This is a genomic window from Phycicoccus duodecadis (genome assembly GCF_002846495.1).
In the GTDB taxonomy this organism is placed as follows: domain Bacteria; phylum Actinomycetota; class Actinomycetes; order Actinomycetales; family Dermatophilaceae; genus Phycicoccus; species Phycicoccus duodecadis.
On sequence record NZ_PJNE01000001.1, the window covers coordinates 2,341,751 to 2,366,040 of the forward strand.

General features: G+C 75.5%; 23 protein-coding genes and 1 pseudogene. 10 read left to right on the forward strand and 14 right to left on the reverse strand.

Going from position 1 to position 24,290, the window contains the following annotated elements:
- Positions 1–2: 2 nt before the first annotated feature.
- Positions 3–938, reverse strand: a complete 936-nt coding sequence (locus ATL31_RS10960; RefSeq protein WP_211284017.1) for an NAD(P)/FAD-dependent oxidoreductase — start codon at positions 936–938, stop codon at positions 3–5.
- 74 nt (positions 939–1,012) lie between these two features.
- Between ATL31_RS10960 and ATL31_RS10965 the strand changes: the two genes are divergently transcribed.
- The 3 genes from ATL31_RS10965 to ATL31_RS10975 all read left to right on the forward strand — a co-directional run bounded on the left by ATL31_RS10965 (position 1,013) and on the right by ATL31_RS10975 (position 3,698).
- Positions 1,013–1,849: a uracil-DNA glycosylase gene (locus tag ATL31_RS10965; protein WP_101395804.1), complete on the forward strand. Its 837-nt coding sequence runs from the start codon at positions 1,013–1,015 to the stop codon at positions 1,847–1,849.
- 270 nt (positions 1,850–2,119) lie between these two features.
- Positions 2,120–2,692: a GNAT family N-acetyltransferase gene (locus tag ATL31_RS10970; protein WP_101395805.1), complete on the forward strand. Its 573-nt coding sequence runs from the start codon at positions 2,120–2,122 to the stop codon at positions 2,690–2,692.
- Between the two features lie 19 nt (positions 2,693–2,711).
- Positions 2,712–3,698 (forward strand): quinone oxidoreductase family protein, encoded by a 987-nt coding sequence (locus ATL31_RS10975; protein ID WP_211284018.1) that lies wholly within the window; start codon positions 2,712–2,714, stop codon positions 3,696–3,698.
- A gap of 66 nt (positions 3,699–3,764) precedes the next feature.
- Here ATL31_RS10975 and ATL31_RS10980 read toward each other — a convergent pair whose 3' ends face one another.
- From ATL31_RS10980 to ATL31_RS10990, 3 genes are read right to left on the reverse strand one after another with little or no spacing between them, the layout of a single operon-like run.
- The gene (locus ATL31_RS10980) at positions 3,765–4,121 is read right to left on the reverse strand and encodes a hypothetical protein (protein ID WP_101395806.1); all 357 of its coding nucleotides are present in this window, start codon (positions 4,119–4,121) and stop codon (positions 3,765–3,767) included.
- 22 nt (positions 4,122–4,143) lie between these two features.
- Complete coding sequence (locus ATL31_RS10985) at positions 4,144–4,866, reverse strand: LuxR C-terminal-related transcriptional regulator (RefSeq protein ID WP_101395807.1); 723 nt, start codon at positions 4,864–4,866, stop codon at positions 4,144–4,146.
- Positions 4,863–6,119, reverse strand: a complete 1,257-nt coding sequence (locus ATL31_RS10990) for an ATP-binding protein (RefSeq protein ID WP_245862300.1) — start codon at positions 6,117–6,119, stop codon at positions 4,863–4,865. The genes ATL31_RS10985 and ATL31_RS10990 overlap by 4 nt, the downstream gene beginning before the upstream one ends.
- Before the next feature lie 116 nt (positions 6,120–6,235).
- Here ATL31_RS10990 and ATL31_RS10995 point away from each other — a divergent pair, with 116 nt between their 5' ends.
- On the forward strand, positions 6,236–7,612 hold the full coding sequence (locus tag ATL31_RS10995) for a PspC domain-containing protein (protein ID WP_158239839.1): 1,377 nt from the start codon (positions 6,236–6,238) through the stop codon (positions 7,610–7,612).
- Between the two features lie 2 nt (positions 7,613–7,614).
- Positions 7,615–7,953: a hypothetical protein gene (locus ATL31_RS11000; protein WP_101395809.1), complete on the forward strand. Its 339-nt coding sequence runs from the start codon at positions 7,615–7,617 to the stop codon at positions 7,951–7,953.
- Here ATL31_RS11000 and ATL31_RS11005 read toward each other — a convergent pair.
- Both ATL31_RS11005 and ATL31_RS11010 read right to left on the reverse strand, forming a co-directional pair.
- Positions 7,944–8,636 carry an NUDIX hydrolase gene (locus ATL31_RS11005; protein ID WP_101395810.1) on the reverse strand — a complete coding sequence of 231 codons (693 nt, stop codon included), beginning with the start codon at positions 8,634–8,636 and terminating at the stop codon, positions 7,944–7,946. The two genes, ATL31_RS11000 and ATL31_RS11005, sit on opposite strands and share 10 nt — an antisense overlap.
- The gene (locus tag ATL31_RS11010) at positions 8,633–9,766 is read right to left on the reverse strand and encodes a glycosyltransferase family 4 protein (protein WP_245862304.1); all 1,134 of its coding nucleotides are present in this window, start codon (positions 9,764–9,766) and stop codon (positions 8,633–8,635) included. Before ATL31_RS11010 ends, ATL31_RS11005 begins: the two co-directional genes overlap by 4 nt.
- Positions 9,767–9,802: 36 nt before the next feature.
- Here ATL31_RS11010 and ATL31_RS11015 point away from each other — a divergent pair, with 36 nt between their 5' ends.
- Positions 9,803–10,651 (forward strand): PIG-L deacetylase family protein, encoded by an 849-nt coding sequence (locus ATL31_RS11015; protein ID WP_101395812.1) that lies wholly within the window; start codon positions 9,803–9,805, stop codon positions 10,649–10,651.
- Positions 10,648–11,784, forward strand: a complete 1,137-nt coding sequence (locus ATL31_RS11020) for a lysylphosphatidylglycerol synthase transmembrane domain-containing protein (protein ID WP_245862307.1) — start codon at positions 10,648–10,650, stop codon at positions 11,782–11,784. The genes ATL31_RS11015 and ATL31_RS11020 overlap by 4 nt, the downstream gene beginning before the upstream one ends.
- Before the next feature lie 29 nt (positions 11,785–11,813).
- Here ATL31_RS11020 and ATL31_RS11025 read toward each other — a convergent pair whose 3' ends face one another.
- The 7 genes from ATL31_RS11025 to ATL31_RS11060 form a co-directional block, all read right to left on the reverse strand.
- Entirely contained in the window at positions 11,814–13,070 is a 1,257-nt protein-coding gene (locus ATL31_RS11025) for a M18 family aminopeptidase (protein WP_245862310.1), read from the reverse strand.
- Between the two features lie 195 nt (positions 13,071–13,265).
- Positions 13,266–14,027, reverse strand: a complete 762-nt coding sequence (locus ATL31_RS11035; protein WP_101395814.1) for a type 1 glutamine amidotransferase — start codon at positions 14,025–14,027, stop codon at positions 13,266–13,268.
- The gene (locus tag ATL31_RS11040) at positions 14,024–15,322 is read right to left on the reverse strand and encodes a DUF1727 domain-containing protein (RefSeq protein ID WP_101395815.1); all 1,299 of its coding nucleotides are present in this window, start codon (positions 15,320–15,322) and stop codon (positions 14,024–14,026) included. Before ATL31_RS11040 ends, ATL31_RS11035 begins: the two co-directional genes overlap by 4 nt.
- Before the next feature lie 68 nt (positions 15,323–15,390).
- On the reverse strand, positions 15,391–16,317 hold the full coding sequence (locus ATL31_RS11045; protein ID WP_101395816.1) for an alpha/beta hydrolase: 927 nt from the start codon (positions 16,315–16,317) through the stop codon (positions 15,391–15,393).
- Positions 16,318–16,503: 186 nt separating this feature from the next.
- A complete protein-coding gene (guaA, locus tag ATL31_RS11050) occupies positions 16,504–18,099 on the reverse strand; it encodes a glutamine-hydrolyzing GMP synthase (RefSeq protein WP_281256278.1) in 1,596 nt (531 codons plus the stop codon).
- Positions 18,100–18,166: 67 nt separating this feature from the next.
- Positions 18,167–18,553 carry a DUF3817 domain-containing protein gene (locus ATL31_RS11055; protein ID WP_055810613.1) on the reverse strand — a complete coding sequence of 129 codons (387 nt, stop codon included), beginning with the start codon at positions 18,551–18,553 and terminating at the stop codon, positions 18,167–18,169.
- A complete protein-coding gene (locus tag ATL31_RS11060; RefSeq protein WP_101395817.1) occupies positions 18,531–19,352 on the reverse strand; it encodes an SURF1 family protein in 822 nt (273 codons plus the stop codon). The genes ATL31_RS11055 and ATL31_RS11060 overlap by 23 nt, the downstream gene beginning before the upstream one ends.
- Before the next feature lie 41 nt (positions 19,353–19,393).
- Here ATL31_RS11060 and ATL31_RS11065 point away from each other — a divergent pair, with 41 nt between their 5' ends.
- The 3 genes from ATL31_RS11065 (at position 19,394) to ATL31_RS11075 (ending at position 23,617) form a co-directional block, all read left to right on the forward strand.
- Positions 19,394–19,957, forward strand: a complete 564-nt coding sequence (locus ATL31_RS11065; protein ID WP_101395818.1) for an MOSC domain-containing protein — start codon at positions 19,394–19,396, stop codon at positions 19,955–19,957.
- A 172-nt stretch (positions 19,958–20,129) separates the two neighbouring features.
- Complete coding sequence (locus ATL31_RS17110) at positions 20,130–21,842, forward strand: ABC transporter transmembrane domain-containing protein (protein ID WP_101395819.1); 1,713 nt, start codon at positions 20,130–20,132, stop codon at positions 21,840–21,842.
- Entirely contained in the window at positions 21,842–23,617 is a 1,776-nt protein-coding gene (locus ATL31_RS11075; protein ID WP_101395820.1) for an ABC transporter ATP-binding protein, read from the forward strand. The genes ATL31_RS17110 and ATL31_RS11075 overlap by 1 nt, the downstream gene beginning before the upstream one ends.
- A gap of 153 nt (positions 23,618–23,770) precedes the next feature.
- Here ATL31_RS11075 and ATL31_RS16930 read toward each other — a convergent pair.
- Positions 23,771–24,244: pseudogene (locus ATL31_RS16930) on the reverse strand (DedA family protein); the annotation flags it as partial.
- Positions 24,245–24,290: the final 46 nt, after the last annotated feature.

The following is a 24,290-nucleotide window of genomic DNA, read 5'->3' on the forward strand; positions in this document are numbered from 1 at the left end:
CCTCAGGCCAGGTCGGCCACCAGCCCGACGACCTCGTCGGCGCATCCCCACGACAGGGTGACCCCGGCGCCACCGTGCCCGACGTTGGTGACGACGGGGCGCCCGTGCACGGTGTGGACCCGCAGGTCGACCGCGGGCGCGACCGGGCGCAGGCCCACGCGTGAGCCCAGCACCTCGGCGTCGCGCAGCGCGGGCACCGCGGCGCGGCAGCGGGCGACGATCGCGGCGTGCACCGCGGCATCCGGCTCGAGGTCGCTGCCGGGCACGTCGGTGCCGCCGCAGACCACCCGGTGGGCGTGCGGCAGGACGTACGTGACGCCGTCGGGAGCGTCGCCGTCGACGAACCATCGCTCGATGCCCGGGTTGGCCAGCAGGGCCACCTGCCCGCGAGAGGGGGTGACCAGCACGTCGGGCAGGAGCTCGGGAGTGCGCAGGCCGGTGGCGAGAACGACCAGGTCGTCCTCGAGCTCGTCGAGGTCTCCGACACGACCGGTGGCGAGCTCGACGCCGGCGGCGAGGCACTGCTGCTCGAGCCACGGCAGGTAGGTGGGCATCGCGACGAGGGGCAGGCCGGCCACCACGCCGGACGTCGCGCCGGGCGGCAGCTCATCGGCCGTCGCCTCACGCCATCCCTCGACCCCTTCGACCCACCAGCGGTCGGGCCCCGCGCGCTCGACGAGCAGGCCCTCACGCACGGCCACGCCGGTGGCCGGGTCGTCGGCCAGGGCCTGGAAGCGATGCAGCGACGTCAGCCCCCAGCCGACGACGCGGTCGCGCGGCTGCACGTGGTACGGGAACCACAGGCCGCCCGCCACGGCAGACACGGTGGCCGGTGCGGGGATGTCGCGCACGCACCGCACCCGGTGCCCGCTCTCGGCCAGGCGCAGGGCCGAGGTCAGCCCGACGACCCCGCCGCCGACGACCGTCACCCGTGCCATGGGGCCATCGTCGCGACGCGGCGGACGTGGGGCAACCGCGCCACGCCGGTCGCCCGCCCGCCTACAGTCGCGGGATGGAGCGACTCGACCCCCATCCGGTGACCGGCGCGCTCCTGCCCTCCCCCGTGCCGCCGGGCGCCGGCTGGCCCGGCGACCCGGCCGGCCCCGACACGCCAGTCGCCACCACCGCAGCCCGGGTGCGGAGGCTCGCGGCGACGGCCCCCGACGTCGCGGAGCTCCAGGCGCGGGTCTCCGTGTGCCGCGCCTGCCCCCGCCTGGTGCGCTGGCGCGAGGACGTGGCGACCACCGGCCGCCGCGCGTCCTTCGCCGACCAGCCGTACTGGGGGCGCCCGGGGCCGTCGTTCGGCGACCCCGACGCCGAGGTCCTGCTCGTCGGCCTGGCCCCGGCGGCCAACGGCACCAACCGCACCGGCCGGATGTTCACCGGCGACTCCTCAGGTGACTTCCTGTGGGCCGGGCTGCACCGCACCGGGTTCGCGGCGCTCCCGACGTCGGTGGCGGCCGGGGACGGCCAGGTGCTGACGGGCATGCGCATCGTCGCGGCCGTCCGCTGCGCGCCCCCCAAGAACGAGCCCACGCCCACCGAGAAGGAGACCTGCCGCTCCTGGCTGGTGCGCGACCTCGAGCTCGCGACCCCGCGGCTGCGGGCAGTGCTGTGCCTGGGCGCCATCGGCTGGGACGCCGCCCTGGCCGCGGCGACCTCCGCCGGGTGGGACGTGCCGCGCCCCAAGCCGCGCTTCGGGCACGCCGCCGAGGTGGTCCTGACGACCCCCGACGGGCGCGGCATCCGGCTGGTCGGCTGCTACCACGTGAGCCCGCACAACACCTTCACCAAGAGGCTCACGCCCGCGATGCTCGACGAGGTGCTGCTGTCGTTGCGAGCCGGGTGAGGACCGGGGGACCCGAGGGTGGGCGCCGGCGTCCTCTCGGATGCTCCCGGCCGTGACGCACACGCCCCTCCGACCTCCCGCCCCACCACCGGGAGCAACCGAGAGCCCACCCCCGCACCCACCCCGCAACCGCCCGCCCCACCACCGGGAGCAACCGAGAGCCCACCCCCGCACCCACCCCGCAACCGCCCGCCCCACCACCGGGAGCAACCGAGAGCCCACCCGGAAACCGGTTGGCGGTCGCGGCACGCGCTCGCCTACCGTCGGCGGATGATCGCCCTCCGCGCCCCCGACGCCGCGCTGCGCGAGTCCTACCTCGCGGCCCACGACGAGTTCGTCGCGATCGGCGAGGGCCACCGTGACGGCGACGGCGTCTGGGTCGAGGCGCCGGACGAGGGATTCGCCGGGGTCACCTTCACCCGCGCCGGGCTCGAGACGCCGGAGGGCTTCGAGCGCTTCGCCGCCCACCGCCTCGACCAGGCCCGCGAGGACTCGCCCCGGCCGGCCGGCCACGTGCCGTGCACCTTCCTCTGGGTCATCGACGACGCCGACCCCGACACCTACCTCGGGTCACTCTCGATCCGGCACCGGCTCACCCCGTTCCTGCTGGAGGCCGCGGGCCACATCGGCTACTCGGTGCGCCCCTCCGCCCGTCGGCGGGGCGTCGCCACGGCGGCTCTGAGACTGGCCCTCCCCCGGGCCCACGATCTCGGCATCGACCCGGCCCTGCTGACCTGTGACGAGACCAACGTCGGCTCGGCCCGGGTCATCGAGTCCGCGGGCGGGGTGCTCGAGGACGTGCGCGGCGGCAAGCGCCGGTACTGGGTCCCCACCGGCGCGTGAGCCCCCCTACGCTGGCGGGATGAGCGACCTCATCGGCCCCGCCCTCGTCGTCACCCGCCCCGGAGGGCGCGACGTCCTCACCGTCGAGGACCGGGCCGCGGGGCATCCCGGCGAGGGGGAGCTCCTGGTCGAGGTCAGTGCCGTCGGGGTGAACTTCATCGACGTCTACCAGCGTGAGGGCGTCTACCCCATGCAGACCCCGTTCGTCTCCGGCAACGAGGGTGCGGGCACCGTGGTCGAGATCGGCGCGGGCGTCGACGGGTTCGCCGTCGGTGACCGGGTGGCCTGGCCGCAGGGCCTCGGCAGCGCCGCGCGCTACTCGGTGCAGCCGGCCGCGAGGGTGGTCCACGTCCCTGCCGGCGTCGACCTGGACGACGCGGCGGCCGTGATGCTCCAGGGCCTGACGGCCCACTATCTGGTCCGCAGCACGTTCCCCGTCGAGGAGGGCACCGTGGCCCTCGTGCACGCCGCCGCCGGCGGGGTCGGTCAGCTCCTCGTGCAGATGGTCAAGCGCCTCGGCGGCATGGTGGTGGCGACCGCCGGTGGCCCCGAGAAGTGCGAGACGGCCCGCGGCCGCGGCGCCGACCACGTGATCGACTACCGCGCCGTCGCCGACCTGGCCGCCGCCATCGACGAGGCCACCGGCGGCCGGGGCGTCGACGTCGCCTACGACGGGGTCGGCAAGGACACCTTCGACGCGTCGCTGGCGTCGCTGCGTCCCCGCGGCACCCTGGCCCTGTTCGGGGCCTCGAGCGGGCAGGTGCCGCCCTTCGACATCCAGCGGCTCAACTCGGGGGGCTCGCTCTTCCTGACCCGCCCCACCCTGGGCCACTACCTGCGGGACCGGGCCGAGCTCGAGTGGCGGGCCGACGAGGTGTTCCGGCAGGTGGCCGACGGCACGCTCGAGATCGCGGTCGGGGGGCGATACGACCTGCGCGACGCGGCCCGGGCGTACGAGGACCTCGAGGGCCGGCGCACCCAGGGCAAACTCCTGCTGCTCCCCTGAGCCGCAAGCCTGCCGGGGGCGTCGCCACGCCCGCCCCAGGCAGCGGGCATCCGCCCGCCGGGCCACTCAGGACCCGGAGACCCAGAGCACCGCGATGGCGGCGTTGAGCACGGCGAGCGCACCGGCGGCCGTCACCAGCTGCGGGCGCTCACCCTCGCCCTTGCGGACCTTGGCGGCGGCGATCTCGGCGCAGGCGGCGACGGCGATCGCGACGACCAGCTTCACGCCGATCTTGGCGTGGTTCACCGGGTCCGCGCCCGCCTCGGCGATGCCGACCAGGATCAGCCCGCTGACGATCTGGGCCCGGGCACCCCACAGCAGCGCGGGGGTCGAACGCCCGCGCGCGACGAACACCGCGCTGCCGACGATGGCGGCCATCCCCAGCAGGTGCAGCAGGACGAAGACGTTCTCGAGGAGGTCCATGCCCCCAGCCTAGGGGGCCGCCTCAGACGAGGCGGCGGCCCATCGCCCACGCCGTCAGCTCGTGGCGCGAGCTCAGCTGGAGCTTGCGCAGCACCGACGACACGTGGGTCTCGACGGTCTTGACCGAGATGAACAGCTCCTTGGCGACCTCCTTGTACTGGAAGCCGCGGGCGATGAGCCGCATCACCTCGCGCTCGCGGGCCGAGAGCCGGTCGAGCTCCTCGTCGACCTCGGCGATCTCGCCCGCCGCCGCCCCGAACGCGTCGAGCACGAAGCCGGCCAGCCGCGGCGAGAACACCGCGTCGCCGTCCGCCACCCGCCGGATGGCGGTCACCAGGTCGCGCGCGTTGATGGTCTTCGTGACGTAGCCGCGCGCCCCGGCCCGGATGACGGCGATGACGTCCTCCGCGGCGTCCGAGACCGACAGCGCCAGGAAGCGCACCGGCGCCCCCGAGGCGGTCTCGACGCCGGCACACCCGCGGATGACGTCGCCGCCGCCGTTGCCCGAGCCACCGGGCAGGTGCACGTCGAGCAGCACCACGTCGGGAGTCTCCTTGCGGATGACCGCGATCGCGCTGTCGACGTCGGGCGCCTCACCGACGAACTCGCACACGGGAGCACCGCCCGCCATCGCCTCGGTGAGCTCGGCCCGGACACCGGTGCGGAACATCCGGTGGTCGTCGACCAGGACGACGCGGACCGGGCCGGACGAGGACGCGGGGACGGGGGTGGGGACGGGGGTCATGACTGCTCTCCTTCGAGGGGCGGGAGTCGGAGCTCGACCTCGGTGCCGTCGTCGCGGCGGCGGACCCGGGCGGAGCCGCCGTGGCGCTCCATCCGGCCGAGGAGCGACTGGCGCACGCCCAGCCGGTCGTCCGGGACGGCTTCGAGGTCGAAGCCGGCGCCGCGGTCGCGCACGAACGCCTCGACCCCGCCCGGCCCGATCTCGACGTAGGCGGTGACGGGCGGGGTGGCATGGCGGACGGCGTTGAGGAGGGCCTCGCGCAGCGCCCGGGAGAGGGCGGCCCCGTGCTGCTCGAAGGGCCGGTCACCGGTGACGACGAGGTCGACCGGCACCCCGTGCAGGTCCTCGACCTCGTGGGCGACCTCGGTGACCGCGGCCGCGAGCGACTGCTGCGAGCCCTGCGGCCCGGAGTAGAGCCAGGTCCGCAGCTCGCGTTCCTGGGCTCGGGCCAGCCGGGTGACGGCCTGCCCGTCGTCGGCCTGGCGCTGGATGAGGGCCAGCGTCTGCAGCACCGAGTCGTGCAGGTGGGCGGCGATGTCGGCGCGCTCGGTGGCCCGGGCGGCGGCCACCTGCTCGCGGCGGAAGTCGCTCCAGAGCCGGACGGCCCAGGGCGCGGCGATGATGAGGGCACCGACCAGCACCGACAGCGCCGCCAGCATGGCGTCCCAGACGACCGAGACGGAGCGACCCCGGGTCATCAGGACCAGGATGCCGAGCAGCGCCAGCCCCGCGCCCAGCGCGACGCGCACCCAGGTCATCCCCCCGGGCCGGCCGGCGAGCCACCGCGAGCGCTGCGCCTCGTCGAGCGTCGACCAGGCCACCACGGCCCCCACGGCGATGACCAGGACCGGCAGGATGCCCGAGCCCCGCAGCGAGACACCGAGACCCGGGACGAGCAGCGCCAGCCCCACGACGACGGCCGCACCGCCCCCCAGCAGCAGGACCGCCGAGCGCTGCCGCTCGGACCAGCCCCGGGCCCCGCCGCTGGGAGCCACCCCCTCGGACTCGGACGTCAGCGCCCAGAGGAACAGGTAGGCCGCCACCCCGGCACCCCCGGACAGGGCCAGCACCACGAACGCGACCCGCACCAGCCGGCGCGAGACGCCGAGGTGCCGCGCGACCGCGTCGCACACCCCGGGGGTCCACCCGGCCGACCGCGAGCGCACCAGCGGGGGCCGGGTCGACACGGGCGCCGGCGACGGCGCGGACGCGGCCCACGCGCGGGACGCGGCGGGCTCGTAGGGGGTGGGCACGCCCCCATCCTGACGCACCGGACCCGTGACCGACCCCGTCCCCGGGGTGCGGTCAGGGGTGGTTCAGGGTCGACCCTCATGGCGGCCGACCCCGTGCGGACGGGAAGGTGATGACCATGACGGACACCCCGACCCAGGACCAGTCGCCCCCACCGCGTGCGGCCGGCGCCCTCGACGACGTCTTCGAGCGGCTGCACCGCAGCGACGTGCGCCGCGACACCGACCACCGCTGGTTCGGCGGGGTGTGCTCCGGCCTGGCCGCCCGCTTCGGCGTGGACCCGCTGCTCATCCGCGCCGCCGCCATCGCCCTGACCATCGCCGGCGGGGTGGGGGTACCGGTCTACCTCGTGCTCTGGCTGGCGCTGCCCGACACCCGCGGCACCGTCCTGGTGGAACGCGCGGTGCGGCACGGCGACGCCTGGGCCGTCGTCCTCGGCGTGGTGACCGCCCTGTTCGTCGTCGGCGGCCTGCTCTCGCTCGGCACCGGCAACGACCACTGGGGCGGCTCGCTGTGGCTGCTGCTGCCGGTCGGGCTCGTCGTCTGGCTGCTGGTGAACCGCAGCCGCTCGGGCGGGCACCAGCAGTGGGGCGAGGCCACCGGCTACGCGCCCTACCCCGCGCCCCCCGGCGCCCCCGTCCCCCCACCGCCTCCGGGAGGCACGCCGATGTCCGGCCCCACCAGCTCCTTCGCGCCGCCCGCCAGTGCCATGGCGGCCCCGGTCACCACCGGCACTGCGCCCTACGGCTCCGGGATGCCGGCCGCCCCACCCACGGGGTACGGCCCCTGGGCGCCCCCCCGGCCCCCTCTGCCACCCGCCCCGCCGCGCCCGCGCCGGCGGCGCCCCAGCGGCTACGTCGGCCTCGTCTCGCTCGGCCTCGCCGCCGCCCTGGTCGGCCTCGGGGTCGTCCTCGCCGGGCCACTGGGCTTCCCCGGGGAGCCGGTGCTGCTGGGCCTCACGCTCGCCCTCGCCGGCACCTCCCTGGTGGTGCTCGGGCTCGCGCTCACCGGGCGGGCGTCCGGTTTCAGCGGCTTCCTCACCGTGGCCCTGACCCTCGCCACCGTCTTCGGGGTCCTCGTGGCCCACTCGCCCGCCGGCGTCGGCGGGACGGGCGACCGGACGTGGACCCCCACGGCCGCCGTCACGCCGGTGACCTACACGCTGGGGGTGGGCGACGCCACCCTCGACCTGACGAACCTCACGGACCTCACGGCCGCGGCGCCCGGCGCCGACGCGCCGCTGCGGGTGTCGGTGCAGATCGGGGCCGGCTCGCTGCGGATCGAGGTCCCGCCGGGGCTGGACGTCCGGGTCGAGAACAGCGTGGGCGCCGGGACGGTCAGCTACGGCCGCCCGGGGTCGCTGACCCAGGCCCCCCAGAACGGCGACCCGGGCACCGACTTCACGTACGACGCCGTCGTCGGGGCCGGCGGCACGCCCGACGTCGTCGTCACCACCGAGGTCGGCCTCGGCGACATCACCATCGAGGAGCAGTGACCATGAGCACCGACGACACCCGACCCCTGTCCGACCGGCTGGGCCTCGCCGACGAGGAGCCCGCGCACACCTCCCCCGGCGCGGCCCACTCCCCCGGCGTCGTGGACGCCGCCGCAGCCACCCCCGCACCGGGCGCCCCGGTCCACCGCCGCGGGCCCGCCCCGTTCGGGCTGGTCATCGCGGTGCTGGGGCTGGTGGTCGCCGGGGCGGTCCTGCTCACCGAGGTGGCCGACGTCAGCGTCCCGTGGTCGACCCTCGGCCCCTGGGCCGTCGTGGCCGGCGGCCTCCTGGTGGTGCTGGTCGGGCTGATCGGCCTGCGCGGCAACCGCGTTCAGGACTGAGGCCACGGGTGGTCCCACGGCAGGCCGGCCGCCCGGACCGCCCTCGGGACGCTCGCCACGACCGGCATCGCGCCGAGCTCGGCCCACGGCACCCAGCGCGCGGCCGAGGTCGACCCACCGACGTCGTGCACCACGGCCGGGGTCGGCTCCGGGCATCGCGCGGTGTGCAGCAGCCGCACCGCGTGGTAGTCCTCGGCCCCGCGCGGGGAGTGCCCCACCCAGTGCTGGGTCATCACCTCGCGCAGCCGCACGTCGACCACGACCTGGCCGGTCTCCTCCGCCACCTCGCGCACCACGGCGGCCGCCGGTGTCTCGCCCTCGTCCACCCCGCCCCCGGGCAGGTTCCAGCGGCCCCCGGCGCCGGTGGCCGACGACAGCTGGGTCAGCAGCAGCGACCCGTCGGCCACCACCACCGCGTAGGCCGCGACCCGCTGTCGCGGGGTGACGCCGCGGCGCTCGGTGTCGGTCAGGCCCGGGCCGTGCGGCCGCCCGGGCGCGGCGCCCCCCGGCGCGACGACGGGATGCACCGCGAACTCGAGCACCAGCCGGCCCAGCGCGCCGTGCGCCTGCACCTCACCGGCACTCCAGCCCCGGGCGCGCAGCCCGTCGTGCGGGTCCTCCCCGTGCGCGAGGACGAACCGGACGACCTCCTCGCCCCCGACCAACCCCACGACGGTGATCACGAGGCCGCCCCGGCCCGCCGGTACTCGGCCAGGGTCGCCTCGACCGTGCCGGCCCAGCCCTGCCGCGGCGGGACGGCCCGCAGATGAGCGCGCAGCGCCTCGCGCCGCCCCGGGTCGGCGGCCAGCCCCGCCACCGCCACCGCCAGCCCCTCGTCGTCGTCGACCAGCAGCCCGTCGACCCCAGGGGTGACGACGTCGTCGACCCCGGTACCGCGCAGGGCCACCACCGGCACCCCCGCGGCCCGGGCCTCCAGGGCCGCGATGCCGAACGCCTCGAGCCGCGCCGCGGAGACGTAGACGTCGCCGGAGTGGTGCAGCCGACGCAACCCCTCGCGGTCGAGCCGACCGGGCAGCGCGACCCACGCCATCCCGCGAGCCCGCAGGAAGGCCTCCATGGCCCGGCGCTGCGGCCCCTCGCCGGCGATGGTCGCGTGCAGCGGCACGGCCGGGTCGAGCAGGGCCCGGGCCCGGTGCAGCGCCCCCAGCAGGGCCAGCGGGCGCTTGCGCGAGACCAGCCGCATCGCCGTCACCACGTGCACGCCCGCCCCGTGCGGCGCCTCGTCCCGCGGCGCCCACCAGTCCACGTCGATGCCGTTGTTGAGCACCGCCACCTCGGCGCCCCCGGCCGCCCGCGAGACCTCCTCGGCGGCCATCCGCGAGACCGCGCTCAGCGCCACACCCCGCCCGGCCCAGCGCCGCGCCTGCCCGACGAGGCGTACCGCGGGCAGCGCCGGCCCGAGGACGCAGTGGAAGGTCGCCGCCACCGGCAGCCCTGCCGCCAGCGCCGTACCCACGAGGTCGGCGGCGAACGGGCTGACGACCCCGAGGTGCGCGTGCGCCACGTCGAAGCCGCCGGCCTCGAGCCGCCGGCGGACCTCGGGCGGTGCGAACGGGTTGACCGGCACGCCGCCCGGCAGCGGCAGGGCCATCCGGTGCACCACCACGCTGTGGCCCGCTGCCTCGGCCTCGGTCGTGCGCGCCCCGCCCCGCTCGCCCCCCGACCCGGCCGTCGCCGTGAACACCTCGACGGTGTGCCCCGCCCCCGCCAGGTGGTGTGCGAGGTCGTGCACCTGACGCTCGATACCGCCCAACCGGGGCGGGTAGCAGTCCGACAGGAGGGCGACCTTCACGAGGGTCCACCCTGCCATGCGCGAGGATGGGCAACGATGTCCCGCACCCTGGTGGCGTTCCACGCCCACCCCGACGACGAGGCCCTGCTCACCGCGGGCACGATGGCCCGCGCCGCGGCCGAGGGCCACCGGGTCGTCCTGGTCCTGGCCACCGACGGCGGGGCGGGGCTCGCGGCCGACACGCTGCGCCGCGACGACGACCTCGGGCGGCTGCGCCTGCGCGAGGCCGAGCGCTCGGCCGCCGCCCTCGGGGTCGCCCGCCTCGAGTGGCTGGGCTACGCCGACAGTGGCAGCGGCCCCGAGCCCGAGCCGGACGCCCCCGGGCTCACCCGCTTCTGTCGGGCCCCGCTCGAGGAGGCCGCCGAGCGTCTGGCCGCCGTACTGCGCACCGAGCGCGCCGACGTCCTGCTCTCGTACGACGCCAACGGCGGCTACGGCCACCGCGACCACCGGCGCGTGCACGAGGTGGCCGCCCGGGCCGCCGAGATCGCGGGCACGCCCCGCGTCCTCGAGGCCACGGTCCCCCGCGACACCATCGTGCGCGCCATCCGGGCCGTGGACCGGGTCTACCGCTTCCCGGCCGAGTTCGACCCCACGAGCTTCGAGCGGGCGTTCACCGCGCGGGCCGACATCACCCACCGCATCGACGTGCGCCGCCATGTCCCGGCCAAGCGCGCCTCGATGCGGGCGCACGCCTCCCAGGCGAGCGGCGGGGGCGCGCTGGAGCCCGGCGCGGGGGCCCAGACGGGCGACCGCACCCTCGCGGCCTTCCTCCGCATCCCCCGGCCGCTCTACGATCTGGTGTTCGGGCGCGAGTGGTTCCGCGACCCGACCAGACCACCGGGGGGCACCGTGAGCAGCGACATCTTCGAGGGGCTGCCGTGAGGGTGCCGGTCGCCGTGCCCACGCACCGCCGCCAGCTCCTCCAGTTCGGGCTGGGGATGACGCTGGCCGTGGTGCTGCTGGCCTGGGGGCTGCCGTACTTCGCGAAGACGTCGTGGGCCGACATCTGGACGGTCATCCGCAGCGTCCCGCCGCAGGTCGCCATCGGTCTCCAGGCCCTGATGCTGCTCGGCCTCTACAGCTACACCTTCACCTTCACCGGGTCGCTGCGGGGGCTCAGCCACGGCAAGGCGCTGGTCATCAACCTGTGCGGCTCGTCGGTCTCGAACCTGCTGCCCGGGGGCGGCGCGGTCGGGCTGGCCGCCACCTACGCCATCTGCCGCTCGTGGGGCTTCTCACGCCGGGCCACCTCCACCTCGGCCATCGTCACCGGGGTCTGGAACGTGCTGGCCCGCATCGCGCTGCCGGTCGTCGCCATCCTGCTGCTCATGGCCGGGGGGGTCACGCTGCCCCGGGCCCTCATCGACCTCGCGATCGCCGGGTCGGTCACCGGTCTGGGCATCATCGCCGCCGTCGTCGGGATGCTGGCCAGCGAGCGGGTGGCGCAGCGCATCGGAGCCCTCGTCGACCGGGTCGTCGGGCCGCTGGTGCGCCGTCGCCGCCCCCACTCGCCGATGTCGGTCGCCGCCCTCGTCACCGACCTGCGGGCCCGCATCATCGACATCGTCCGGTGGCGCTGGTGGTCGATGACGCTGGGGATGATCTGCTTCTTCGGCGTCTACTACCTGCTCTTCGTCCTGGTGATGCGCCAGACCGGCGTGGGTCTGGCGCTGAACCTGCTGTTCGCGGCGTACGCCATCGGGCGCCTGCTCAGCGCGGTCGGCATCACGCCCGGCGGGGTGGGCGTCACCGAGGCCACCACCACGATCGTGCTGGTCGGCTGGGGTGCCCACCCCGCCGCCGCCTCGGCCGGCGTCGTCCTGTTCTCGATCCTGACCCACCTCATGGAGGTCCCGCTGGGAGGGCTCGGCTGGCTGCTGTGGTCGCTCAGCACGAAGGTCGAGCCGCCCGAGGAGGGCGCCGAACCCACGCTGGCGGCCGCGCGGCCGGTCAGCGTCCCGGACCTGCTCCGCGACGCCGGCGCCGCGCCGAGGGCCGAGGACGACCCGGGCTGAGGTGGCTCCGGGGGCGGCCCGGGCGGCGGTCAGCCCGCCAGGAAGGCCGCGACCGCCCCGTGCAGAGCCGCGAGGTCGTCGACGTGCACCAGCTCGCGGGCCGAGTGCATCGACAGCAGCCCCACGCCCACGTCGACCGTCGGGATGCCGAGCCGGGTCGCCGCGATGGGCCCGATGGTCGAGCCGCCGGGGATGGTGTTGGTGTTGACGAACGGCTGCCACGGCACGCCGGCGCTCTCGCAGGCGGCGGCGAACAGGGCCTCGCCGCGGGCGTCGGTCATGTAGCGCTGGCTCGCGCTGATCTTGAGCAGCGGGCCGCCCCCGGGCCGGGGCCGGTTGGTGGGGTCGTGCTTCTCGGCGTAGCTCGGGTGCACCAGGTGGCCGGCGTCGCTCGACAGCAGCCACGAGCCCCGGGCCGAGCGGGCGGCATCCGACGTGCTCGCGCCCAGGCCCTCGCGGACCCGGCCCAGGACGTCCTCGAGGAACGGGCCACCCGCGCCGGTCGGGCTGGCCGAGCCGACCTCCTCGTGGTCGAACGCGGCCAGCACCGGGATGTGCCCGGCGTCGGCGGGGGCGGCCAGCAGCCCGGTCAGGCCGGCGTGCACGCTGGTGAGGTTGTCCATCCGGCCCGAGGCGAGGAAGGCGTCGCCGGCCCCGATGCGGGCCGGAGCCTGGGTGTCGGCGACGAACAGGTCCCAGGCCACGGCGTCGCCGAGCAGGTCGCGCAGCACGGCGTCGGCGCCGGAGCGGTCGTCGAGGCCGGTGCCCACGACGGGCAGCAGGTGGCGCTGGCGGTCGAGGTTGCTGCCGGTGTCGCCGTTGCGGTCGAGGTGGATGGCCAGGTTGGGGATGCGCGCCACGGCGCCGCTGGCGACCAGCTCGACGCGGCCGTCGGGACGGACGACCCGGCCGGCCAGCGCCAGGTCGCGGTCGAACCAGGTGGCCACGAGCGGGCCGCCGTAGACCTCGACGTTGAGCTGCTCCCAGCCGTGGCTGCGCACCACCGGGGTGGGCTTGAGGCGGAAGCCGGGGCTGTCGGTGTGCGCGCCCAGGATGCGCCAGGGTGTGGTGGGGCCGGCGCCCTCCGGCAGCCGCCACGCGATGACCGCGCCGTCGCGGACCACCACGTAGCGGCCCGGCGTGGTGGGCCAGGCGTCGTGCTCGTCGAGGGCGGTGAAGCCGGCGGCCACGAGACGGTCGCGGGCGACCGCGGCGGCGTGGAAGGCCGTGGGCGACGCGGTGACGTACTGGGCGAACTCGGCGGCGATGGTGTCGGCGGTGCTCACCCCGCCATCCTGGCATCCGGGCGACGGCGCGCCCCTATCGGCGCCGTGGCGGCCGGCCGTGGGGCGAGGCGCAGGGGCGGCCCGAGGGCGTACGCCGGCCGGTCGGGGGGGCCTGAGCACCGGGACCTTCATCCGGGCACCGGAACCGTTCCGGGGTGCTGGTGAAGGTTCCCGCACCGGGCGAGAAAGTGGAGGTCAGCGGTGGCCGATGAGGCGGCGCACCTGGCGCTCGCGGGCCTCGTCGGCCAGCGGGTCGCTCATCGGCTCGGGCTCGAACGGCCGCCCGGTGGCGCGCTCGGCCGCCACCGCGATGAGCGCGTCGGAGACCATCGGGTTGGCCGGCAGCAGGGGGCCGTGCAGGTAGGTGCCGATGACGTTCAGCGTGCGCGCACCCTCGAGGCCGTCCTCGCCATTGTTGCCGTGCCCGGACAGGACCCGCCCGAACGGCTGCTGCCCCTCCCCCAGCACCGTCGAGCCGGAGTGGTTCTCGTAGCCGACGACCCGGCCGTACTCGGTCTCGAGGCACACCGGCCCGATCATCCGCCGGTCGTTGCCGCGGGTGGTGACGTCGAGGACGCCGAGCCCGGGCAGCACCTGGCCGGTGACGGTGTGGAAGGAGTTGCCGAACAGCTGGTACATCCCGCAGATGACGAGCATCGGCACGCCGTCGGCGGCCATCGCCTGCAGGGTGGGGCCGACGGCCTCGAGGTCGGCCTCGACGCGGGCCTGCCCCGAGTCCTGGCCGCCGCCGCCCATGAACAGGTGGGCGTCGTGCCGGAGGTCGTCGCCCGGGTCGTGCAGCACGACCTCGGCGGTGTAGCCGTGCCGGCGGATGCGGCTCGCGAGCGCGTGGGTGTTGCCGCGGTCGCCGTAGATGCTCATCTCGCGCGGGTAGAGGTGGACGAGGGTGATGATGCCCTTGCTGGGGCCGGCGGGCTCGAGGACCTCGGTGCTCACTGCGGGCCGTCCTCTCCGAACTGGGCCAGGCCGTGGCGGGCGGCCAGGGTGCGGCGCAGCGCCATCATCGCCGTGTAGGTGCAGAAGATGCGCTTGGGCTCGTCGGGGTGCCCGGCCGTGAACGCGTCGAGCGCGGTGTCGAGGTCGGGCACCACCCGGCCGGTGTGCACGTCGTCGTAGTGCAGCCGGAGCGCCATGTCGTAGGCCCGCACGCCGCTGGTGACGGCCACCCCGCGCTCGCGCAGCGACGCGAACGACACGTCGTAGAGCCACGACACGTCGCGGCCGTCGGCGTCGTTGTCGTTGATGGCGATCATGGTGGCGACCGGGGTGGTGCCGTAGGTCGAGAGGGCCACCCCGAAGCCGGCAGGGTTCTTCACCAGCACCAGCTCGAGCGGCTGGCCGTCGACCATGATGACCTCGCCGCGCCCGAACGGCGGCTGCACCGCGGCCAGCGCGGTGGCGGCGGTCGCGGCGTCGAAGGCCTCACCCAGCAGCATCCGCGCGGTGGTGGTGGCCGCGGTGGCGTTGATCATGGCGGCCAGGCCGCGCTGGCGCAGCGTGACCGGGCCGACCGTGACGTCGTCGAACACGATGTCGAACACCCGCTCGTCGACCGGCCGCAGCCGCGCGTCGCCGGGGCCGTACTCCCGGGTGAGGGGCTCGTCGTCGAAGCGGGCGTCGTGCTCGGTGAGCTCGGGCAGTCGGTCGGCGATCAAGGCGTCGAGGCCGAACCAGTGCACCGGCACGTCGACCGCATCGGCGGCGCGGGCGATGAACGGGTCGTCGGCGTTGGCCACGACGCCCTCGGTGCTCGCGGCGCCCAGGCGGGCCAGCAGGGCGGCGGTGTGGTCGATCTCGGCGAACCGGTCGAGCTGGTCGCGCGCGACGTTGAGCAGCAGCGCGTGGGTGGGCGGCACCTCGTCGATGAACCGCATGGCGTGGGCCTCGTCGAGCTCGACGACCACCATGTCGCTGACCAGCCGGCCGCTGAGCGGCAGCTGCGGCAGCATCTCGGAGAGCACGCCACGGGTGAAGTTCGAGCCGGTGGGGTTGGTGAAGACGCTGCGCCCGTGGGCCCGCAGCACCGCGACCAGCATCTTGGTGGTCGTGGTCTTGCCGTTGGTGCCGCTGACCACGACGATGCCGCCGTGCACGCCCGAGAGCGAGCGGCGCAGGATGCGGGGCTGGATGCGCTCGGCCACCAGCCCAGGGAAGGCCGAGCCACCGCCCCGACGACGGGCGAGGGCTCGAGCGGTCTTGCCCGCGACGACGGCGGCGGCCGTTCTCAGCACGGGGCAACCCTAGCCAGGACCAGGCGCGTGTCCCGCATCCGGCCTGCCGCGCGGTCGCTGCGTGGGGCTCAGCCGGGCAGGTGCGCGTCGAGCCAGCTGACCACGTCGGCCAGCACCTCGTCGCGGTTGGTCTCGTTGAAGAGCTCGTGCCGGGCCTCGGGGTAGAGCGTGCAGGTGACGTCGGTGAGGCCGGCCTCGCGGTAGGCCTGCGCCACGGCCCGCGGGCCCTTGCCGCCGTCGCCCACCGGGTCGCGGTCGCCCGAGACCAGCAGCACCGGCAGGTCGCGACGTACGCCGGCCACCTGCTGGGGGTCGTTGATACCGGCGAGGCCGCCCAGCAGGTCGGCGAAGAAGCCCGAGGTGAAGGTGTTGCCGCACAGCGGGTCGGCGACGTAGGCGTCGACCTCGGCCTCGTCGCGGCTGAGCCAGTCGAAGTCGGTGCGGTTGGGCTTGAAGGCGGCGTTGTACTGCCCGAAGGTCAGCTTGTCGAGCAGGCTGCTCGTGTGCCGCCGCCCGCGCAGCCGCGCCTCGAGCGCCGCGACGCCGGCGCCGACCTTGCCCAGCGCGCCGGGGTCGCCCGCGGTGCCCGACAGCACCAGCCCGGCCAGGTCGTGGGAGTCCTGGATGACGTAGCTACGGGCGAGGAACGAGCCCATCGAGTGCCCGAGGAGGAACACCGGCAGCCCCGGGTGCTCGGCGCGGGCGTGGTCGGTGACCTGGCGCAGGTCGGCCACCACGCGGGTCCAGCCGTCGCGGTCGGCGAAGTAGCCGTGGTCGGCAGCCTCGGCGGTGCGGCCGTGCCCCCGGTGGTCGTGGGCGTAGACGGCATACCCGGCCGCGGTGAGGGCCTCGGCGACCCGGGCGTAGCGGGCCGAGTGCTCGGCCATCCCGTGGGCGATCTGCACGACCCCCTTCGGCTCACCGTCGGGGAGCCAGCGGTGGGTGAAGAGGGAGGTGTCGTCGGCCGTGGTCACCGTCGTGGTCGTGCTCTGCATGGGGCGTCCTCGGGGTACCGGGAGGTGAACAGGCCCAGCCTGCCACGGCGGCCGGGGCCGCGTTGCCAGGGTCGGGTCATGTCACAGCACCCCGGAGGCCGGGTGGGTCGGAGCAGCGGCCCACCGGCACCATCCGTCGGACCGTTCAGGGCGCTCGGGGCGGCCGCCGGGTCGTGCGCCCCGGCCTCACTCCCACTCGATGGTGCCCGGCGGCTTGCTGGTGACGTCGAGGACGACCCGGTTGACCTCGCGCACCTCGTTGGTGATGCGGGTCGAGATGCGGGCCAGCACCTCGTAGGGCAGGCGCGTCCAGTCGGCGGTCATCGCGTCCTCGGACGACACCGGCCGCAGCACCACCGGGTGGCCGTAGGTGCGCCCGTCGCCCTGCACCCCGACGGAGCGGACGTCGGCCAGCAGCACCACGGGGCACTGCCAGATCTCGCGGTCGAGCCCCGCCTCCGACAGCTCGTGGCGGGCGATGCGATCGGCCGCGCGCAGGATGTCGAGCCGCTCCTTCGTCACCTCGCCGACGATGCGGATGCCGAGCCCCGGGCCCGGGAAGGGCTGGCGCCAGACGATGCCCTCGGGCACGCCCAGCTCGAGACCGACCTGGCGCACCTCGTCCTTGAAGAGCAGCCGCAGCGGCTCGACCAGGGTGAACTGGAGGTCGTCGGGCAGCCCGCCCACGTTGTGGTGGCTCTTGATGTTCGCGGTGCCGCTGCCGCCGCCGGACTCGACGACGTCGGGGTAGAGCGTGCCCTGCACGAGGAACTCGACCGGGTGGTCGCCGTCGGCCGCATGCTCGCCCACGATGTCGCGGGCCGCCTGCTCGAAGACGCGGATGAACTCGCGCCCGATGATCTTGCGCTTCTCCTCGGGGTCGCTGACCCCGGCCAGGGCGTCGAGGAAGCGGTCGGCGGCATCCACCGTGACCAGGTCGACGCCGGTGGCGGCCACGAAGTCCTGCTGCACCTGCTCGGCCTCGCCGGCCCGCAGCAGCCCGTGGTCGACGAACACGCAGGTCAGCTGGTCGCCGACGGCGCGCTGCACCAGCGCGGCCGCGACCGAGGAGTCGACCCCGCCGGACAGGCCGCAGATGACTCGTCCCGTGCCGATCTGCTCGCGCACGGCGTCGACGAGCTGGTCGACGACGTTGGCGGCCGTCCACTCGCCGGCGAGCCCGGCGCCGCGGAGCAGGAAGTTCTCGAGGACCCGCTGGCCGAAGGTGGAGTGCATGACCTCGGGGTGCCACTGCACGCCGTAGAGCCGGCGCTCGTCGTCCTCGAAGCCCGCGACCGGGGCGCCGGAGGTCGTGGCGGTGACGCGCATCCCGGGCGGTGGCTGCTCGACGGAGTCGCCGTGGCTCATCCAGACCGACTGCTCGGCGGGCTGGCCGTTGAACAGGGTCGAGGCGGTGTCGGTGATGGTGGCCGGGGTCGCGCCGAACTCGGAGAGCCCGGTCTTCGCGACCTGGCCGCCGAGGGCCAGCGCCATCGCCTGGAAGCCGTAGCACATGCCGAAGACGGGGACGCCGGCCTCGAGCAGCGCCGGGTCGAGGCGCGGCGCGCCCTCCTCGTAGACCGACGACGGGCCACCGGACAGCACGATGGCGGCCGGGCCCTTCGCCAGCATCTCGGCCGCGGGCATCGAGTGCGGCACGACCTCGCTGAAGCAGTTGGCCTCGCGCACCCGCCGGGCGATCAGCTGGGCGTACTGGGCGCCGAAGTCGACGACCAGCACCGGGCGGTCGGCGAGGTGGATGGGCTCGCCGCCCTCGACCACCGCGTGGGAGGGGTCGACGGGCGAGGGGTCGGCCGGCAGCTCGGGGGCGTCGCTCACATGGGCAAGGCTATCGGCGCGCGGCGGCCAGCCCGGACTCGACCTCACCGGCGACGCGGCGCTCGACCCAGAACGACAGGAAGGGCACGCAGCCGGCCAACATCACCAGCACCATCTTGGGGAGCGACCAGCCCACCTTGAAGCCCAGCAGGGCGGTGGCCACCAGGTAGATCATGTAGATGAAGCCGTGCGGCTGCGGCCACCACGCCAGCGGGTTGGCGCTGCCCTTCAGCCCGAAGCCGTAGCTCAGGATGATCTCGACCACGAGGACGAGCAGGCCGATGCCGACCGCGAAGGCCATCACCTTGAAGAAGGTCAGGCGGGGCCGGACGGCGTCGACGTCCTCGGGGGCGATGGCGACCGCAGGGCGCGTCTCAGAGGTGCTCACGGACGTCATTCTCCCCCCGCGATGGCACGGGGGTGACGGCGGGCTGCTCGCCGGGGTCGGCGGTGTCGCCGGCTGCCGTGTCGCCGGCGGCGGCCTCGCGGGTCGAGCGCTCGTGCTGCTCGCGCACCATCCGCCACCACAGCCAGAGCGCGAAGGCCGCGAAGACCCACCACTGCACGGCGTACGCGGCGTTGCGCCAGTTGACGCCGGTGGACCCGACCGGGGTCGGCACGCGGGTCAGGGACGTGGCGGCTGCCGGCTCCTCGCGCTGGAGGAAGAGGAAGGCGTTGTAGAGGTCGCCGGGCCAGGTGTTGACCAGCACCGAGGTGTCGACCGAGCCGATCTGGCCCGGGCCCGCGGGCACGTCGGACGGCGACTCCGGCGGCGCGAGCCCGCCGGCCAGCGTGAGCGTGCCGGTGGGGGGCGGTCCGGCGTCGGCACCGTCGGGCACGAAGCCGCGCACGACGGGCAGGGTGGCACCGCCGTCGTCGACCACGAACGGGGTGAGCACCCACGATCCGGTGCGCCCGTCGAGCCGGCGCTCGGGCACCAGGAGCTGGCCGTCGGTGTAGTGCCCGCGCATCGTGACCGGGCGGGTCGAGAGCTCGCCGGGGAAGTCGGAGTGCGGCTGCAGGACGTCGGTGAGCGGGACGGCGGCGGTGGTGCGGGCCCGTTCGAGCGCGGCCAGCTGCCCGCTGTTCTCCGCGACGCCGAGCTGCCAGCGGCCGAGCTGGACGAAGGCGGCGCCGACCACGAGGACCAGCGCCAGCAGCCCGAGGAACCTCGGGGTCAGGGCCGTCCGCAGCACCTCTCGAGGGTACGCGACCGGCATCCGGCGACAATGGCGCGATGGCCGCCACCCCCGCCATCCCCGCCGACCGTGCCGTCTCCGATGCCGTCGTGACCGCGATCCACGTCGCGCCCGGCCGCCGGCTGCCCATGCGCGCCGTCGGCTCGGTGGTGGCCGAGGCCGGGGTGGGGCTGGTCGGCGACCGCTACCACGGGAGCCGGCACCGCCACGTGACGGTGCAGTCGGCGGCGCGCCTGGCCGAGGCGGCCGAGCGGCTGGGCGCCCCGGTGCCGGTCCCCGGTACTCGGCGCAACATCACGGTCGACACCGGCGAAGTGGTGTCGGTGCCCGGGGCGCAGGCACGCGTCGGTCCGGTGCTGCTCGAGGTCGTGCGGGTCGCGGCGCCGTGCCGCATCCTCGACGACGAGGTCGGGCCGGGGGCGGCGGCAGCGCTGCACGCGCGGGCCGGGACCGTGTTCCGCATCGTCGAGGGCGGGGAGATCGCGGTCGGGGACGCCTACGTCGAGCTGCCGTTCACCCCGGAGGAGGCCGCCGCCCGCGCCACCCGGTCGCGCGAGGCGGCATCCATCCGGGCGGGCGCCGGGGCACGCCGGCTGCCCTGAGCGGCCCTGGGCCGGCTCGAGACAAGACCTCCTGCACCAGACCCCGCCTCGCAACCCTTGTCCGGTGACCTTTTCGGGGTCACCCCGAAAAGTGGAGGGGGGTACGCGGGGTGGCGGCGGGGCGGAAACCCGTTCGCACCGTGTCGGCCCGAGCACCTAGCGTGGAGCCATCATGCCGACGAGACCGCCCTGGTTCTACGGCGTGCGACCCGATGACGACGCCCCGGCCGACACCGACCGTCTGCTCGTGTGGCTCGCACGCCGCCAGTGGCGATCCCTCCTGGCGGGCGCGTGCTTCGGCATCCCGTGGATGCTCTCGGTCGCGCTGGTCCCGGCCGCCGTCGGCCGCGCCGTCGACGACGGCATCGTCGCCCGGGACGGCCGCGCCCTCGCCCTGTGGTCGCTGGCCGTCCTCGGCCTCGGCGCGGTGTCGGCGGCCGCCGGCAACGGCCGGCACTGGTTCGCCGTCAAGAACTGGCTCGTCGCGGCCTTCCGCGCCGGCGTCGTCGCCGACCGCGCGGTCCGCCGCACCGGCCCGGCCCTGACCCGCACGATGCCCGCCGGCGAGGTGCTGGCCAGCTTCACCAGCGACTTCGGGCGGATGGGCCACACCTTCGACGTCTTCGCGCGGTTCATGGGCGCGGTCGTGTCGTTCGTCGTGGTCGCGGTCATCCTGCTGCGCGGCTCGCTGCTGCTCGGGCTCATCATGCTGCTCGGCGGCCCGCTGCTCGTGGGCTCGCTGGCGTTCGTCATGAAGCCCCTCCAGCGGCGCCAGAGCGCCCAGCGCGAGGAGGCCGGGCGGCTCACCGCGCTCGGCGCCGACACCGTCAGCGGCCTGCGGGTGCTGCGCGGCATCGGCGGCGAGGACTCGTTCCTGGCCCGCTACCGCGCCCAGTCGCAGACCGTCCGGCGGGCCGGGGTGCGGGTGGCCGGCACCCAGGCCACCCTCGACTCGGCCCAGGTGCTGCTGCCCGGGCTGTTCGTGCTCGTCGTCACCGGGGTGGGCGCCCACCTGGCCGTCGACGGGCAGATCAGCGCCGGCCAGCTGGTCGCCTTCTACGGCTACACCGCCTTCCTCACCATCCCGCTGCAGACCGCCGTCGAGATGGCCGACAAGCTCATCACCACCCGGGTCGCCGGCCGCCGCATCGCGCGCATCCTGGCCACCGAGCCCGACCACGCGGCGCTCGAGCCCACCGGCTGGGTCCCGCCCGACGCCGCGCTCGTCGACCCCGCCTCCGGTGTCACCATCGAGCCCGGCGTCCTCACTGCGCTGGTCGCCGCCCGCCCCGACGACACCGCCGCCATCGCCGGCCGGCTCGGCCGCACGGTGCCCGGGCGGCACGGTGTCACCTGGGGGGCCGACGCCCTCGACGACCTGCCGCTGGCCGACGTGCGGGCCCGGGTGCTGGTCTCGCAGGCCGACCCCCGGCTGTTCAGCGGCCCGCTGCGGGGCGCGCTGGGCGGCCCCGACGACGACGCCCGGATGGCCTCGCTGGCCGTCGCCGACGCCGACGACGCCCTGGCCGCGGTCGAGGGCGGGATGGACGGCGAGGTCGAGGAGCGCGGCCGCTCGCTGTCCGGCGGCCAGCGCCAGCGCCTGGCCCTGGCTCGGGCGCTGTTGCGCGACCCCGACGTGCTGGTCCTGGTCGAGCCCACCAGCGCCGTCGACGCCCACACCGAGGCGCGCATCGCCGGCCGCCTGGCCGACCAGCGCAAGGGCCGCACCACGGTGATGGTCACGGCCAGCCCGCTGCTGCTCGAGCACGCCGACGTCGTGCACCTCGTGGTCGACGGCCGCGTCGCCGCCACCGGCACCCACCGTGGGCTGTCGCGTGCCGACGCCCGCTACCGGGCCGTCGTGGTCCGCGGCGAGGAGGACTGATGTCGCCGCTGTCCGAGCGCACCGACCACGCCCGGCGCACCCTGCCCATCGCGCCCGGGTCGGTCGTGCGCACCCACGTGGGGGTCCTGCTGCGCGAGCACCGGCGGCCGCTGGCCGGGGTGCTGCTGTGGCACCTGCTGGCCGCGGTCGTGGGGCTCGCCGGGCCCTGGGTCATCGGCCAGGTCGTCGGGGTCGTCACCACCGGCCGGGCCGTCATCACCGACATCGACGTGCTGGTCGGGCTGCTGGCCGCCGCCCTGCTGGCCGAGACCGGCGCCACCTGGCTGGCCCGGCGCGGGTCGTTCGTGCTGTCCGAGCGCATCTTCGCGCGGCTGCGCGAGGACTTCGTCGGCTCGGCGGTGCGGCTGCCGCTCTCGACCGTCGAGCGGGCCGGCACCGGCGACCTGCTCGCCCGCACGACCAACGACATCGACGCCATCAGCTACGTCATCCGCTTCGGCATCCCCTCGGTCGTGGTGTCGGTGACCACCGTGCTGGTCACCGGCGTCGCCACCGTGCTGGTGTCGCCGCTGGCCGCGCTGCCACTGCTGCTGACGCCGCTCGTGTGGTTCCTGCCCACCCGGCGCTACCTGCGCCTGGCCGGCCCGGGCTACCTGTGGGAGCACGCCACCTACGCCCGCCTCAACGGGGTGGCCGCAGAGACCGTCGAGGGCGCCGCCACCGTCGACGCGCTCGGCCTGTCGCAGGAGCGCGGCGAGCGGTTCGCCGAGGCCGTGGCCGAGAGCCACGCCGCCGAGCGCTACACCGTGGGCCTGCGGCTGCGCTGGTTCCCCTGGCTCGAGCTGGGGTTCTTCGCGCCCATCGCCGGTGCCCTGCTGTGGGGCGGCTGGCTGGCCTGGGAGGGCGTCATCCCGGTGGCCGCCGCGACCGCTGTCGTCCTCTACGTGCAGCGCCTGCTCGACCCGCTCGGTGAGCTGGTCGGGATGCTCGACGAGATCCAGTTCGCCGCCACGTCGATGTCGCGCATCCTCGGGGTCGGCGAGGTGCCGCCCGACCGGGTGGCCACCGGTGCCGTGCCGCGCGACGACCAGCTCGAGGTCGACGACGTCCGCTACGCCTACCGGCCCGGCCAGGACGTGCTGCACGGGGTGTCGCTCGACCTCCGCCCCGGCGAGCGCCTCGCGGTCGTCGGTCCGTCGGGGGCGGGCAAGTCGACCCTGGGGCGGCTGATGGCAGGCGTCGACGGCCCGCGCACCGGGCGCATCGCGGTCGGCGGTGTGCCGCTGGTCGACCTCGAGCTCGACGAGCTGCGCGGCCAGGTCGCGCTCGTCACCCAGGAGCACCACGTCTTCGTCGGCACCCTGGCCGAGAACCTGCGCCTGCCCCGGCCCACGGCCACCGACGACGAGCTGCGGTCGGCGCTCGAGGCGGTCGACGCCCTCGAGTGGGCCGAGGCGCTGCCGCGCGGGCTCGGGACCACCGTGGGCTCGGGCGGCCACGAGCTCACCGAGGCCCAGGCCCAGCAGGTCGCCCTGGCCCGTCTGGTGCTGGCCGACCCGCACACCCTCGTGCTCGACGAGGCCACCTCGCTGCTCGACCCGCGGGCAGCACGCCACCTCGAGCGCTCACTCGGAGCGGTCCTCACCGGGCGCACCGTGGTGGCCATCGCGCACCGGCTGCACACGGCGCACGACGCCGACCGGGTGGCCGTCGTCGACGGTGGCCGGGTCAGCGAGCTGGGCTCGCACGACGAGCTGCTCGCGGCCGACGGCGACTACGCCGCGCTCTGGCGGTCCTGGCGCGACGAGGGCTGAGGCCCGGGGCTCAGCGCCGGCCCTGCGCAGCCGCGCCGTGCGGACGACCAGCCAGACCAGCACGACGACGCAGACGGCGACGACCGCCTTGCTGACCGGCCCGACGTACTCCTCGACGACGGCGTAGTCCTCCCCCAGCCGGTAGCCGACGGCGATGAAGGCGGCGTTCCAGATGCCACTGCCGAGGGCGGTCAGACCCAGGAAGCGGCCCAGCGGCATCCGGTCGAGGCCGGCCGGCACCGACACGATCGAGCGGATGAGGGGGACGAACCGCCCGACGAGCACCACCGCGCTGCCGTGGCGGTCGACGAAGCGCATCCCGCGCTCGAGGTCGCGGCGGCCGAACAGGAAGAACCAGCGCTTGCCCGCCAGGTGGTGGAGCCGTTCGTAGCTGAACCGCACGCCCAGCCCGTAGAGGAGCAGCGCCCCGACCAGCGACCCGAGCGTGGCGCAGGCCCACGCCAGGTAGGGGTCGAGCCGGCCGTCGGCGGCGGCGAAGCCCGCGAACGGCAGGATCACCTCGGACGGGATGGGCGGCAGGACGGTCTCGAGCGCGATCAGCAGCCCGACGCCCACCTCGCCGATCGACTCGATGACGTCGACGACCGCCTGGCTGAGAGAACTCACAGGAAGACTGTACGTGGCCGCCTCCCCCGTCCCGCCCCGCCGTGGC